Consider the following 15,092-nt stretch of genomic DNA (forward strand, 5'->3'; position numbering starts at 1 on the left):
TGATATGAAAAAACTTCTAATTCTAATTGTACTGACAACAACAGTATTTTCACAAGCCCAAGTCAAGAAAAAAACAATAAAGCCTAAAATTGAAAAAGAATGGGTAAATCCTGTTAAATTAACAAAGGAGGAACGGAACCGTCCTTATATGGATGATGTTCTGAAGACGAGAGATTCCTTAACTCCAAAAGAAGCAGAACGAAGAAGAAAAAATATTGCAGCAGGTAATCCCTTTGCGAAATATGGCTATTATCCTAAAGTAGCGACATTGAGCAGAGGAAAATATTTAGAGTTCCACGATAAGGATTCTATAGTTATTATCGGTTCTGTAAAATACAACACCAAACAACAAAAGGTTATCGAAGTTCTGGATATTGATTTATCAGACCCCGATGCACAGCCAATCGGAGACACACACGGAAGGTGGATGAGCCCCGACCCTTTGAGTGAGGAGTTTCCTGATTGGACACCTTATAGATATGGGTTTAATAATCCCGTAAGATATGGAGATCCGACAGGATTACTGGAAGATGATTATGGAATGGACGACCAGGGAAATATTACGTTACTGCAAAAAACAAATGATAATTTTGACAGGCTTTTTAAAGTTGATAATAGTGGAAATAAAGTAGATGTTAATAGTGATGGTAAAATGCAACAAGGGACAGATTATGTACAAGTCAATAAACCCAATGCAGAGAGTGGAAGTATTATCAGTAGCTTGGCAACTAACTATGGTTTAAAAGATTCATCTTTCCCAAATGGAATTAATTTTGGCAGAACCGCAAATGCTAATGACGCTGCAAACGTCTTTAGTTTTGCAGCTAAAAATTCTAATGTTGAATGGGGTCTTGATGCTTACAATATAAAAGGTAATCCTCTGTACACCGTTTATACAGGACACGAAGGGGATAAAACACCGCCAAATTTTAGAGATCAGTCACTTTCAAAATTACTTTTTTCTATACACAGCCATAAAAATCTAAATCAGCCTTCTCCAATAAATGGCTTAACTGATGGAGATTATGGAGTTGCTCGATATTGGGATAATCAATATTATAATAGAACTGGCAAAACAAACTATCCTGCTCATTATTTGTATTATGCACCTAATGGTGGGCAAAGTAGTCTATGGAAATATCATTGGCTAAATAAATCTCCGTATAAATTAAATTTAGGAACAGGAACTATTAATCTTAATAAATTAGGAAAATGAAAAAAATAATCTTCTTTATAATCATATTTATATTAAATGGTTGTTCTCAAAAGAATGATAAAATCGTTTCTTTTTCAGCAACTTTTGGAAATGCTTTACATAGTGCAATTACTTTAGAATTTGACAATACTTATAAATTATTAATTCTAAAAAGAGTTGGTTCAAAAAAGATATCCTTACCTCCACCACCTCCGCCATCAAAAAATGGAAATTCAAAAGTAAAGAAGGATAGTATGGAAATGGCTAAAAGACAATATTATTTAGACTATGCACAACCTAAAACAACTATATATAAGCTAACAGCTGAGGAAGCTGATAATTTAAATACTCTTATTAACTCCATTCCTGTAGAAGATAGAAAGGATTTTTATCCTAAATATCCAATGGGCGATGGTTTTTCTTATAATTTTCAAATTATTCATTCTGATGGAAATGTTGATGATGTAGAAGTACAACATATCAACATTTCTTCCCACGAAAAGATATTATCACAAATGCTCAATTACGCTAAAAAATATGAGAAGGACAAAAATAATATCCAAGTGTTAAAGAATTTTGAGAATTGGAATCACCCTAAATATTAAAATGAGAAATCTATTTACAATATTGTTTTTAACCATTATCTTTTGTGCAAAAGCCCAAGAACAAGAAAATAAATTTTATTCTGACGCTTACCAGACAATCGATAATATGCTTACTGATAAGCAAAAGTATAGTTTCAAGGATGGGGTTTTCAGTGTTGAAAATGCCTACAATCAGGGAAAATTAAATACAGAAGGCTTAGAACGTAAAATTGCCTTTCTAACAAACTTTTGCAAAAGACTTACTATTAACAGAAAACTCAACTATTCGGAAAGAGACGAAGATAAAGTTAATAAGTATGCCGCTATTTATACGATAATGTGTCAATCAACTCCTGTTATTTTCGGAAAAGACACCTTGAAAATCAAACCTTTCACGTATGATTTTGAAGACGTTTTCGGACATCGGGAACTATCCAATCTATTTGTTTCAAAATTATTAGATACCCAAAAAGGTAACTGCAACTCAATGCCGTATCTCTACAAAATTTTGGCAGAAGAACTAGGCGTTGATGCAAATCTTGCCCTTGCACCCAATCACATCTATATCAAGCATAATATTAAATCTTTGGGTTGGTACAATACAGAACTGACAAGCGGAATATTCCCGCAAGATAGTTGGCTGATGGCTTCAGGTTTCATTCATTTGGATGCTATCCAAAATGGAGTTTTTATGAAAGCTCTGAATAATAAAGAAAGTCTTGCGCTTTTATTAGTTGATTTAGCAAATGATTACAATAGAAGTTTTCCAGATAACGATGGAAGTTTTCCTTTAAAATGTGCGGAACGTGCAATTCAAATCCACCCATATCTAGCCAATGCTTTATTGTTACAGGCAGAAACCCATAAAAGACTATTTCAGAAAATAATGAAGGAACAGAGTACAAAGGACATTCACCTAGTACTTAGTAATCCGAAAGCAAAAGAATTATATGAACTGATGAACAAGGAATATGCTCATATTCACAAAATCGGTTATAGAAGTATGCCTGAAGATATGTATCTGGATTGGCTGGTTTCTTTGAAAACCGAAAGGGCAAAATTTGAAGATACCAGATTACAAAAGTAACCTGATTTACTTTTTGTTTTGATATGTTTAATCAACCTTTTTTTGGTCAAATAGTTAAATATATACTTGCAAATATGTGGGTGTTGAAAAAATAATACAACAAAGAACAATGGACAATAAATACATTAATGAGCAAAAACATATTTGCGAAAAATATTCACAAGATTTTTCTGATACATCTAAATACTTAAAAATCGGAATCTCTGATAATATAAAAAGCGGTATAATGCCTATCAATGGATTAAGACATTTTCCTGAAGGCGATACATCTGGTTGGTATATTTGGACTGGTGAATATTCAAGTGCAGATGATTTTTTTAAACCGATGCATATTTCTCATTTGGAAGAATATTACCCAGAGCTTTTAAAATATTTGGCATTGCCTGCGGGGAATCGTTTTTTAATAGATAATAATGGATACGAAGATGTTTGGTTTGATGAAGGTTTATTGGTATATGATACTCAAAAATCTTAAATCAAAAATGATTAATTATCTACAATTAAATTGATTGAGGAAAAGATATTTTAAAAATAGGGAATCAATACAATAATTGTGGATGATATTTTTAGAAGAGTGAAGATTGTAAAGTTTTAGTCTTACAGAAGATTAGAATTATAATACTAAAGCGCCAGACTAAAGTCAACAATCAAAATTAAGTTTCTGTGGATAAAACATTATTTGTCATATTCATTTTTAGCATTCTTATCATTTCGGTCTCTTGTAATGAAAGTAACTTGGAGAAACAAAAGTTATCAATAAATATTAATAATGCTTTAACAACCGATACGAATGAGTTAACAAAAAGAGATTACAAAAAAGTTTCTGAAAAAATAAATACTTTGTATAATAATGGGATTATCCCAAATTCAAAAAATAGAGTGTATTTTTTATTCTATTGTCCAACTCTAGGAAAGGTTGAACGATTGCAAAGTGATTTAATTAGCCGAAATTATGTTGCAGAATATAACGTTGCACTTGAGGAAATAGAAGGTAGGGCTTACTTTCTAGCTGGAAATACCTACCCCCTGCCAATTAATTTAGAAGATATTTATAGGTTGAATATAGATATGAATCAATTGGCTAATAGTTGCAAATGCGAGTATGCCTTTTGGGAGGTGAAAGTAGAATAAATAAGTATTCCTAACTATCAACTATAGATTAAAATGTCTTTTTATTTCTTCCTTAGAACTTAAATATTGTTCATCGGTCAATTTCCAATTGATTTCTTGACCAGTAATTTCATCGCAATAATGCTCTCCATTAGCTATTAGAGTTTTTTCAGGAGTTTTATAAAGTATGTGCGTGCTACATACTTGAGGTGTAAAATATTTTTCAACAGTTTCAACAGGTATAACTAAATTTGCTCCAAAATAGTTGGTTTGAACACTCGGAAACATAACGCCTTCCACTTGAGGATGCTCCAAAATTAAATTTGTGTAAGCGACTGAAATTTTATAGTCATCATTTTTTTCAATCTTTCTCGCAAACTCTTCACTGATAAATATTAAAAACTCCTTGTAGAATTCGATATCATCTTCATCTAATTCATCTGCAAATCCAATCTGCTTTTCAAAACTCCTTTTAATATCAGGATTATTTTTTATTGCTTCCTCAGCAAATACCATTTCAGCAACAAAGAATTCCTCATTACTAATCCATCTGCTTATCGTGTACTTTTCTCCATCAAGGTTATAGCCGTTTTTATCTTGAAATAATTTGGATGTTTCTGCAATTGCTGTTACTCTAGGCTTATCAATCGGGGATGTTCTGATTGCACCGTAAAACATAACCTGATGCGGTTTATTTGCACGTCCAAATTCTGTAAGGAAGTTGTCAATTACGTTTCTATCTTTGATGTATCCTAAATCATCTATACTATTGTAAAGAGTATCTCCTTTATTCAATCTTGCTCTATCAAGCTCTCTATCTTTATGAAATCTCGCTAATGGAATTGGAATGCGTCTAACAGATTCTCTTAATAATGTATAGATTTCATCATAAGAGATTGTATCTAGTTTTTTTGAAAACTCTTTTAGTTTTTCAAACGCTTCTTCTTTGGTCATATTTATGAAATAGGATAAAGAATTATTTATTAATAAGTTTTTCCAATCTGTTCATCATCTCATCTTTTTCTTTCAACATCCTTTCATACAAAGCAATCTTTTCTTCGTGAAGTTGAACTAACTTATCAATTGGTTGAAAAACTGGATTATGATTATAAACAGCACCATTGTCATTATTTGTAATGGTGTTGGCGATAATATTTATTGCAGCTTGGTCATCAAAATTTTGGAAAGCTTCCACAGGAATCTTTAAAGCCTGAGATATTGCTTTTAGTAAATTTTCATCAATTTCTTCTTTTTGTTCAAGCAAAGAGATTTTCTTCTGATTCCAATCTTCACCCAAGTCAAGAGCCAATGCTTCTTGCTTTATTCCTAACATCTCTCTAAAGCGTTTTACGTTTCTTCCCTGATGTACTTTCTGTTCCATAGCGGTTATCAAATTTTAAAGGCTCAAAGATAAAGCCATTTCTGTTAAATCATCTGAATCGTAAAGTTAAAAAAATATCCCGTAAAATATCCCTTTCCAAGATATAATATACTATTGTGCGTATTGATTATCTGGTTTCAAATTTAGTAATTCGGTTCAAGATAAAAATAATTATTATGAAAAAGAAGAAAATAGATTTTGAAGCTGAGTTTTGGGACAGCCATCAAAAACATTCCTGTATGACATTGATAGATGCATTTTTTCAAATGGATGATTTACCAGCTGTAAAAGAAATACTTTGTGATGTGATGAATTACTCAACACAGCCCAAAGTCCTTCTGAAGAATAACCCTTATTTGGTCTTTCACTTTTACTTATGCATTCGTTCGTTTATCAGGGCGGGTTATCTTATACAATTCAAAAGTAAAAAATGGAAAGTAAATGACCCTCCGGAATATAAATCCAGATTGCTACAAGGTTTACTTTCAGACAAAGAATATCGGAATCCATTTCTTGTCTTTCAGAAAGCTTTCAAAGAATTTAGTTTGAAGGAATTTGAATATTTTATTACAGAATTTATCTATTTCTCATTAGCCAATTCCTACGATATACCAACTGACACTAATGTGGCGCATTTCATCCATTTGACCAAAATGCTGGATGCCGCCCAAATCATTCGTGAAAGAGGAATTGAAAAGATAAAAAAACAAAACATCAAGAACAAAAAAATTGAAAATGAAAAATAACAAAATATCTTTAGAAACGCATTTTTGGTCGGGGCAGGAAGTTGAAAATCCATTTGAATTTATAGAGGTCTTTTTTGAATATGGTAATTTAGATTATTATAAGGAAACTTTGAATCAGTTTTTATTCCATACCGAGCAGCAGAAGCTCTATGAAAAAGGTTATCCAGGACAAATATTTATTCTGTATACGGCTTTTCGCTCGTTTTTGAAAGCTTGCTTTAAATTGAGGTCTAAAAGTGAAAAATGGAAAGTGAGAAAAGCTCTGGAAAAGCGGTCAATTCTTGAACAAGCCTCCTTGACTAGCGAGGAATACCAAAATCCTTTTGTAGTATTTCAAAATGCGTTCATAGACACAGCATTTGAAGAATATGAATTTTTCCTTTGCGAAATTACTCATCTTTCATTATCTCCTTTTGGGGAGGAATTTGATTATGATTTAATTACGCCTTTCATTCATCTAACTAAAATGCTTGATGCTGCACAAATCATTCGCGAAAGAGGTATCAAGAAAATAAAGGATAAAAAATCCATTTCTAGGGATATTAAACCTTCATAAAGTATTGAATACCTGTTATTAGCTGACCAACTTTATTTCATCAAAAAATTTAATATGAGAAATAAAGAAAAAACAGACAAGAGGCTTATCAACTCTATTGAAGAAGTTGATATTACTTTTAAGTTATTGTCGGACAAAAGGCAGATAGAGGAACTATATAAGGGTATTTATATCCTGTTGGATAAATTAGGGAGCATAGAGGTTAAAGAATTATTTGACCGATATCCCAGATTGATGCAAAAGTATAGTATCAAAGAAATGTTCTCTGGAAATATCGAAATTCCTGATGTCAATCCACAAAGTTTGAAAATTGCAGGATTGCTGACCTGCCTGCAATATTTGACTTCAAGCTTACCTGAATTTATAGACGAATCAGGGCACTGTATTCCTTTGAAGGAAAGCGACAACAGTATATCCTTGCAAGCCGAGAACTATATCCTTAATTCAGTCTCATTGGATGATTATATTAAAGAAATCTTTCTTGCTATTGTTTCTTTCACGGGAAAGGAATATTACCAAAAATTCAGCGAAAAGATTGGCAATCCCGATTTTACAATCGATGACATTCTTAAACTTGAGAACGATATAGAATTGCAGGAGCATCTGGATTTAATGGCTTGGGGTTATTTAGTCCGGCTATTCCTAGAAGCACTATATTTTTATTTTAATCCCGAAAATCACAATCCAAAAATCCAATGATATGAAAAATTGCAATCAATCACTTTCGACAATACAAAACGAGTTCCTGCAAGGAATTCTAAAACAACTTATCAACGAGCATTACATTATTCGAGAGATTTTATTCAATACCGTTATAACTTCAAAGCATAAGTATCTCATAATCTGTATGGAGTATACAGCAGATATGGAAGTGCTAAGAAAACAACCTTGGGTAGAAAAAGCATTTAAAGAATATCAGGTCAAAGTATTTTTCTTCTATACAACACGGCTTAAACAACAGCTTTCTCTTGGACAACCATTATTTGAATTATATTTTAAATCTTCAACAGTTGTTTATCGGAATGAAATTTACAAAGAGCCTATTTATCAGCAACAGGATTGGAAGAAATTCAAAAAGAAATTCAACACCTATGAGAATGGTTTTTATCACGACCACGATTTGCTGTTGTCGCAGGTCAACAGCTTTATGTCGGAAAATTCTTCTTTGAGTGTAGTATTGGCTTTCGAAAAACTACTTGCGTACGATTTGGAATATTTGGAAAACCTGCATTTAGGAACTTCTTCTGATAAAAAGGATTTAAATAAACGGATTAAAGCTTTATCGTTACATATCCCTGAAATCCAAAAGATATTTGTGACACAACATAGTGATTCTTATTATCTTCTAAGCTTATGTGAAGAAGTGAAGAAAGGTTCAACAGAAGATGATACGATTTATATTGACGAGATGTATCAGGCATTTACTATTGCCGAGAAAAGTTTATACGGTTTGATTCAGGAGCGCTTTGAAAAGCTTAAAAAATTAATTAAATCTTCTATCCCGGAACAAGATGAATTTGAGATATCTCTTGATTCAGATAAAAAGGATGAAATTCTTGAGAAAGCAGTAAAAATCATCACGGATAATAAAGAGATAGAGGAAATTTACATCTATAATAAGTTTATTTATGGAGAAATAACCACCTACTATTTATTGCTGATTGGTTATAATGTAAGCAATGATTTCTTGAGAAATATCAGATATAAAATAAGAAGTAAAACCACTAAGAAATATGATTTTGTCATCATCGCTCACGACCGTCAATGGATTCAGAAAAAATTATTTATACATCAAGGTTTTTTTGAAAAGATTATACAAATCAAAAATAAAATTTATGAATCAAATCCTTTTCATCCCGAACCACATTGGGAGTATCCTCACGATGGTTCTTTTGGATTTTATCAAACTCTAAAAAGTTTTTATGGTATTACCGATAAATGCGCAAGACAAATCACACAGATAATAGAAAGTGTGGACAAGAACCACCAAGGTCTACCATATCTGTTTTCTTTGTTTTTTCTTTCATTTTGCAAGACCTATATTTTTGCAAAGCTTTTTTATGAGCCACATTATCTGCCAAGTCATTTCTTATGGAAGTTGTGTTTGTATGCAAATCCGGAATTGAAAAAGGTAGAATACCAATTTGATGAGTTTCGTCTTAAATTCTTCACTTTTTTAGACCACAATCGAACATTGCATCATAGAGCAGACATCTTTGAAAAAGGGGATTTAGATACAATAAAATCGATTACCGTTACATTAATGAATGAGTTACGTCTCTTAGAAAATCTTAAAAGCGTATCATACTCTAATGAATCAGTTGAGTAATCCAATTACAATATTTTAATTTGAAAAATAAGATTGTAATAAAATAAGATATAAGAAATATTAGCACCTAAATCAGTATCTTAAAATAAAATATATTGCTTATAACGAATTACCTCGAAATTTTCGGGGTATTTTATTATATAAAATTTTTATGTTATTAGAAACAGACAAATAATTATAGAAAAATTGTAAGTTTATGTGATTATTATAGTTATAAAAGATGTTAAAAAAATGAAAGAAAGTGCCTACGCAATTTTATCAAGAATTTTAAAGCTAAAATTTGGGAAACAGCTTAAAGATAGTGGTGTAGAGTTTCATTGTATTTATAAAATGATTAATCTCGAAACTGATAAAGAAAATTACCTTTTGGTTCTTAATGATACAGAAATAAGATTTGTAAAAAATAGAGATTTCATTGGTCATTTTATTCGTTTTTTATCTTCCAATTTGGAAAAACTCAATAAAAGATACCAATATTTAATCAATTTAGAGCCTGATGAGTTTAGTGATGAAATAAGTATAGAAAGAGAATATAAGGAAATCGATTATTATATTTACAAACAAAATGAATTACTCAATTTATTTACTGATTTTAAACAAAAATCAGAGTAAAGCTATTTCAAGACCATAAATTTTTTCAAATTTTTAAAGCTCTTTAATAATAAAACCTTAAATTTTTTTTCAAATAAAAATGATTGAAATAGATTTAGACTCAATAAAAATCTTCAAAAGAAATACTGAAGCGATATTTACTAATAGAGGATTTTACTATCAATACTTATCTATTTTAAGAAATTGGGTGACAAATTTTATAAACAATATTGATAACCCAATCTATACGGAAGTTGAAAATGATATTAAGGAAGTGGGAGAAAAATATGTTTTCACTCAATTGAAATGCTATTCTTCGGACTTCAGTTTAAATTCTAAAGAGATTAAAAGTTCTATTTTCGATTTTTTTATCACATATTTAAAATATAGACAAGATAATATCTATCCTGTCTTTTCATTTATAACCAACACCAGCATAAAGAAAAATGAGAAGCTGTTAGGTAAATGGCTTAATAGAGATGTTTTCAATAATGACAAAGACTTGGAACTTTTAAAGAAAAGGAATGTCGATATACTTAAAAGCGAATCAAATAAAATCAGACAATCAAAACTTAACCGCCAAAATCTTGCGGCACATCTCAAACAAGAAATAAATAATAGCTATAAATCTTTCTGTTCTATTTTGTTGGATGAGTTGCTCATTGAAGATTTTTGTAGAAGCATCAGGTGGGAATTCGGTGAACTAACTACCGAAGAGGCTATTGATAAATTAAAACTTGAAATTTTCACATTACTAAAAGATAAATCATTCAATGGTAGATCTGCGGAAATCATCTTTAGAGTTTTGCTTTCTGAAATCAATAGATGCTCTCAAGAAACAGAAAAATCTAAAAGATGTATTACCAATTCTGATTTACGAAAGCTATTAGAACTTACTGATGTTGATATTCAGAATAGAATTGATTCAAAATTTATCAATTTAATCGGAGTAGAGATAGAAGAATTGAAGGATAGAATTAAGAATATAGAAACTATACAGGAAAAACAAACGTCAGAAATAAAGAAGCTGAAACCGCGTCATTTAGTAGAAACTGACCTTACTCTAATTCCTTACGTTAATAATGTAGATGATATTATCGGCTGGAACAATGAAATTGTAGAAGTTTTTAACATTCTAAATCAAAAAAAATATAGTTTCAATACATAATTTTGGAGGTATTGGTAAAACTACTTTTGTAAGGAAACTCTTATTTAATCACCGACATAACTTTAATAATGTTATTTGGCTGACCATTGAAAAATCTCTGCATAGCGCATTTGTTTTAAATGACCTTTTAATTTCCAATCTTCATATTTACTTAGATAAAGAACATACCATTGAACAGCAATTCAATTTAATTCTCAATGAGTTAGAAAAGTATGGCGACAATAATCTCATTGTACTGGATATTCAGAAAGGCGCAGAAAATATTGAGGATTTAAATAAAATTTCAAGCTTAATAAATTGGAAAAAAATAATCATCGCACGTAATAGATTTAAATCTTATAATCCATTTCTGCTTCCACATTTAGGTTTTGAAGAAGCAAAAGCTCTCTTTCAATTACACTATTCACAAGAGAGTATAGATGATAATACTTATAAAGAATTTTTTGAATATATTGATTATAACAATCTTATTATTGAATTAGTTGCTAAAACTATCGAAAATAGCTTTGATTTAACGCTGGAATTTGTTTTGGATTCTTTAAAAAAACAAAATCTAAATAATCAGTTATTAAAAATCGATATTGAACTTTCTGAAGAAGAAAATAAATCGATTCAAATTTTTGACTTTATCCTACAAAAATTTTCGATTGATGGCTTAGATAGTAATGAAAAATATTTTTTAGAATATCTTTCTTTGTTGCCTTCATCTAGCATCATCATTGAAGATTTAATCCTAATTTGCGGAAAAGATTATGTTGAAAGTAATAAAATATATTTTGCAAACGTAATTAATTCTTTAGAAAAAAAAGGATTTTTACAATACGAAAATGGTAGAAAAAGCATTCAAATTCATAAAATCTTACAAGATTCTATTTTGTATTCTGCAAGAGATGAAAGAAATCCTTTCATTATGTCGTCACGTTACATAGCTTGGTTATCAGGTAGATTGTCCGATGGATATAATAATCCAAAAGAATCGTTTAGATTTCTAAAATATGCCGAATCCATTCTGAATTCTATAAAAGAAGAATACCGTCATAGCGTTTATCAACCTCTTTTAATGTTGGAAAACGAATACCTTCATCTTTCAGCGTTTTTCTTTATTCGTGATGATAATTCAGAGCTTTGGAAGGATTTGATTAAAAGAAGCGAAAATTATTTAGGGAAGGAAGATATTGCCTTAGCTGCTATGTATAACAATCTAGCACTAAGTTTAAAGCCTAAAAAAGCAATTGAAAAAATTATTGTCTATCTAAATAAAGCTGTTAAAATATACTATAAAAATGCTGGCAGTTATAAAGATGGAGACTTATTGATGTTTATAACAATACTTAATAATCTCGCACAGGCATACCTAGTAAAAAGTGATGTTGATAGTGCTATTAAATGTTTTAATAAAGTATCTGCTCTCCGAAAAAAATATTATTTTTATAGCGATGCGCAAATCGGAGTTGGTTATACCATACTATCAGAACTCTACCGAACATCTAAAAATTTTGACAAATCCGAAGCTCTAATTAAAGAAGCAATTCGATATCATAATTTAATTCCTATTGAAAGAAGAAGTAATTTTTTGCTTTCCAGTTATTATAGTAAACTTTCTGAATATTCCTTACTGAAAAATAATATTGAGGATGCTATTATCCATCAGCAAAAGTGCGTTGAAATTTTAGAAGCGCAAGAAATAAGAAATAACCACATCGTTGCGATGTATCAGTTTTTGATTGATTTGTATAAAGTCTCTAATGATTACGAATCCGTAAAGAAATACAAGGATAAGCAGAATTTAATAGATTGTAAATGAATATGTGGAAAAGTAATTATTATAAAAGTTGAATATTAATTATTTTTCTACTGAACTTCAATTTCAATAGGGATTTCAATCATATTTTTAACAGTCGTGTACAGTTCGATGTCTTGTGCAGGTGTCTCCAATGAAATAATTAACGAATAACGTGTTTTGGTTTCTACTTTTCCTAAATGCTTTCTTTCGCGCCACCAACCAATGATAGGGTAAACAGCAATGTGATTGCAAGTTGCCAATTCGGCTGCTGTCAATTCCATATAGTCGGAATGGATAGAGCCACTGCTTCTGTTATTAGTGCCGATTGCCCATCTATTGCTACCGGAGTTTCCGTTTATTTCCTCGTTTTCTTCTCTTGCTGCAATATTTACTCGTTTTCTAAAATCTTCCTCACTGTCACCTACATTGTTAACATCAAAACGTAAACCGTGTGACTGATAACGATATTTGTCTTTCCAACCAATTTCTCCTGCACCAGGCTCTATAAAATACGAAAGTGTAATTTTCATTTTTACAGGTATTTCACCCATTTCTAACAACAATTCGCTTGCCCAAGGTAAATTGAAAAAGTGGATTTCATTAGTTTCAGGAGTATTACTGTTTTCTTTGAATTTGAATGGTTGAATAATTTCCTGTGCAATGTATGTTAAAGCACTTTCCTGACTATACAGTGCCCGGTCCAGATTTGGAATACCAAATCCAAAAGTTCGCAGTAAATTTGTAATATCTCTTTTATTATTTTGTTTTTCGTGCTGATTATACATCGCTTCACTCCAACTAGCAGAATGAATTATTAAACCTCTTATCGTTTCTGCCCAAGCGGTTGGATATTCGTAAGCAACTTTTGCAGCGAACCAAGATGCCTGTGCAGCTGCGGCACTTGTTGCCCAAATAGTATCAAAATGCCGTCTAGTTGTAAATTGTTTTGAGGTTGACAGTAATTCTAAATCTTCGTGTCCTGTAATATTATTATCAGTTGCTTTCAACAGGTTTCCGCCTTCAAAAACGACATCAGGTTTTACCGCCCATTTTCTTTCCCAAACTAAGGACGTACAGCTATAAGGAGAAATTTGTCCCTCGTTGGCAATAGGTGTATGATTTTGAAAATTTGAATCAGTGACTTGTATTTTATCAGTATAAGCTCCAGCGACCAAAGCGTTCCACGCTTGAGCGGGATTTTGGACAGAGGATGTAAAGTTTGAATTAGGATAATTTTGCCACGATTCATCATCATTTACATTTCCTGCGGAAATAATTATTAATCGCTGATTTTCACCTTCGCCATAAGCCAAATTATCCACTGCTCCGGACCACGAAGAAGGTCTTCCTCTATAGGTATCTTCTGATGATGTAACCGCCATACAATAAACCAAAACAATATTCGGATTTTGGATTTCTGCTCTTGCGATTCCTTGTGCTGTTATATCACCCCATAATTCTCGTGGATTTTCGCCCTGATTGGGTAAAATTATCACAGAACATAATTTATGTGTAAGCGAAACTTCATTTTGGGAAATAAGTAATTGCTCCATTTGTCCGTAACCAGCAAGCCCAGCCATTAGTGTTCCGTGTCCTGACCCATTCGCGTGGTCGTTTGTTCCCCAAGTACTATCGACTGTCAAAGTATTGGTATCATCAATAAGTGGCTGCAATAGTTGATGCCCATTATTTACACCTGTATCTAAAATACATACTTTAACATTGCTTTCTATAATGTGGGTTCTACATAGTAAATCATCAACCCAAGCCTGTTGTTCAATACGACTTTCCTTTACCCAAAATCCTGCTGGTTCCTGTCCTATACGAAACTCTGCTAATAAATCACTTTGTAACATTAACTCAATCAACTGTTGTCGATTGGCGTTTATCAGCAAAACTGCTCTTTCAGGAAAAATAATGCTATTATGCTTTACTTCAATTCCAATATTTTGAAGTGTTGTAAGAAATTCTGCAATTTGCCTCTGCTCTTGGTTTTCTTTGGTGTCTACATTCAGCCACGCTTCACACCACTTTGCTGTATCCGCCGGAATTAGTTGTGGATTATCTGTCCATAAACCTTCTAATAGTGCTATACTTACATCTTCAATACTATTTACCAGTGGCGCATTTTTAGGCTGCCCCTTTTCAGTTTCCTCCTGTTGGTATTTTTGAATCTTAGTAATAAAATGTCCTTCCTTGCCATTTGGAACGTACACTGTTGCTCTTACTTGTATTTCTTCGCCAACGGAAATTTCTTTGACATTCAATAACCGAATACCTTTTCTTAGGTCTTCTAAGCTTTTGGTAATCAAATCGTGGTCTGTAGCACTGGTAAACTGAATATACGTTCCTTCTCTTGTGGCGATATGCTGAGCACTTCTCTGTTCTTGTATTTGTTCCTTTTGTCGCCAAATTTGCTCAAATTCTTGTAACAATTTTTGACTGTGTGATGCTCTATCACGAACAGGAAATGGCTTAGGTGCAATTGGAACACCTCGGGTTTTATATTTTTCGCTACTTACATTTCCTGATATGAAGATGTGTTTGTATGATGCCATTCCC

General features: G+C 31.7%; 15 protein-coding genes and 1 pseudogene. 13 read left to right on the forward strand and 3 right to left on the reverse strand.

What is annotated here, in order from left to right:
• Positions 1 to 4: 4 nt before the first annotated feature.
• The 5 genes from BMW64_RS11915 (at position 5) to BMW64_RS11935 (ending at position 3,997) form a co-directional block, all read left to right on the forward strand.
• Positions 5 to 1,216, forward strand: coding sequence for a JAB-like toxin 1 domain-containing protein (locus BMW64_RS11915; RefSeq protein ID WP_090000190.1), 1,212 nt, complete (start codon positions 5 to 7; stop codon positions 1,214 to 1,216).
• Complete coding sequence (locus tag BMW64_RS11920) at positions 1,213 to 1,800, forward strand: hypothetical protein (RefSeq protein ID WP_090000191.1); 588 nt, start codon at positions 1,213 to 1,215, stop codon at positions 1,798 to 1,800. Before BMW64_RS11915 ends, BMW64_RS11920 begins: the two co-directional genes overlap by 4 nt.
• A gap of 1 nt (position 1,801) precedes the next feature.
• Entirely contained in the window at positions 1,802 to 2,866 is a 1,065-nt protein-coding gene (locus BMW64_RS11925) for a hypothetical protein (RefSeq protein ID WP_090000192.1), read from the forward strand.
• 109 nt (positions 2,867 to 2,975) lie between these two features.
• Complete coding sequence (locus tag BMW64_RS11930; RefSeq protein WP_090000193.1) at positions 2,976 to 3,341, forward strand: immunity protein Imm33 domain-containing protein; 366 nt, start codon at positions 2,976 to 2,978, stop codon at positions 3,339 to 3,341.
• Positions 3,342 to 3,529: 188 nt separating this feature from the next.
• The gene (locus BMW64_RS11935; protein WP_143052690.1) at positions 3,530 to 3,997 is read left to right on the forward strand and encodes a ribonuclease E inhibitor RraB; all 468 of its coding nucleotides are present in this window, start codon (positions 3,530 to 3,532) and stop codon (positions 3,995 to 3,997) included.
• A gap of 21 nt (positions 3,998 to 4,018) precedes the next feature.
• Here BMW64_RS11935 and BMW64_RS11940 read toward each other — a convergent pair whose 3' ends face one another.
• Both BMW64_RS11940 and BMW64_RS11945 read right to left on the reverse strand, forming a co-directional pair.
• Positions 4,019 to 4,930, reverse strand: coding sequence for a hypothetical protein (locus BMW64_RS11940; protein ID WP_090000195.1), 912 nt, complete (start codon positions 4,928 to 4,930; stop codon positions 4,019 to 4,021).
• 22 nt (positions 4,931 to 4,952) lie between these two features.
• A complete protein-coding gene (locus BMW64_RS11945) occupies positions 4,953 to 5,357 on the reverse strand; it encodes a helix-turn-helix domain-containing protein (protein WP_090000196.1) in 405 nt (134 codons plus the stop codon).
• 176 nt (positions 5,358 to 5,533) lie between these two features.
• On the opposite strand from BMW64_RS11945, the gene BMW64_RS11950 reads away from it, so the two are divergent.
• The 8 genes and pseudogenes from BMW64_RS11950 (at position 5,534) to BMW64_RS11980 (ending at position 12,551) form a co-directional block, all read left to right on the forward strand.
• Positions 5,534 to 6,103, forward strand: coding sequence for a hypothetical protein (locus BMW64_RS11950; protein WP_090000197.1), 570 nt, complete (start codon positions 5,534 to 5,536; stop codon positions 6,101 to 6,103).
• A complete protein-coding gene (locus tag BMW64_RS11955) occupies positions 6,093 to 6,659 on the forward strand; it encodes a hypothetical protein (RefSeq protein WP_090000198.1) in 567 nt (188 codons plus the stop codon). The genes BMW64_RS11950 and BMW64_RS11955 overlap by 11 nt, the downstream gene beginning before the upstream one ends.
• Positions 6,660 to 6,713: 54 nt before the next feature.
• The gene (locus BMW64_RS11960; RefSeq protein ID WP_090000199.1) at positions 6,714 to 7,358 is read left to right on the forward strand and encodes a hypothetical protein; all 645 of its coding nucleotides are present in this window, start codon (positions 6,714 to 6,716) and stop codon (positions 7,356 to 7,358) included.
• A 1-nt stretch (position 7,359) separates the two neighbouring features.
• Complete coding sequence (locus tag BMW64_RS11965) at positions 7,360 to 8,988, forward strand: hypothetical protein (protein ID WP_143052691.1); 1,629 nt, start codon at positions 7,360 to 7,362, stop codon at positions 8,986 to 8,988.
• A gap of 231 nt (positions 8,989 to 9,219) precedes the next feature.
• Positions 9,220 to 9,600: a hypothetical protein gene (locus BMW64_RS11970; RefSeq protein ID WP_090000201.1), complete on the forward strand. Its 381-nt coding sequence runs from the start codon at positions 9,220 to 9,222 to the stop codon at positions 9,598 to 9,600.
• A gap of 79 nt (positions 9,601 to 9,679) precedes the next feature.
• Positions 9,680 to 10,747 (forward strand): hypothetical protein, encoded by a 1,068-nt coding sequence (locus BMW64_RS11975; protein WP_090000202.1) that lies wholly within the window; start codon positions 9,680 to 9,682, stop codon positions 10,745 to 10,747.
• Positions 10,748 to 10,757: 10 nt separating this feature from the next.
• Positions 10,758 to 10,928 (forward strand): annotated as a pseudogene (locus BMW64_RS21120) (hypothetical protein); the annotation flags it as partial.
• A 348-nt stretch (positions 10,929 to 11,276) separates the two neighbouring features.
• Positions 11,277 to 12,551, forward strand: a complete 1,275-nt coding sequence (locus BMW64_RS11980; protein WP_090000203.1) for a tetratricopeptide repeat protein — start codon at positions 11,277 to 11,279, stop codon at positions 12,549 to 12,551.
• Positions 12,552 to 12,598: 47 nt separating this feature from the next.
• Here BMW64_RS11980 and BMW64_RS11985 read toward each other — a convergent pair whose 3' ends face one another.
• On the reverse strand, positions 12,599 to 15,088 hold the full coding sequence (locus tag BMW64_RS11985) for a S8 family peptidase (protein ID WP_090000204.1): 2,490 nt from the start codon (positions 15,086 to 15,088) through the stop codon (positions 12,599 to 12,601).
• Positions 15,089 to 15,092: the final 4 nt, after the last annotated feature.

The sequence above is a fragment of the Chryseobacterium taichungense genome (genome assembly GCF_900109935.1).
GTDB lineage: Bacteria > Bacteroidota > Bacteroidia > Flavobacteriales > Weeksellaceae > Chryseobacterium > Chryseobacterium taichungense.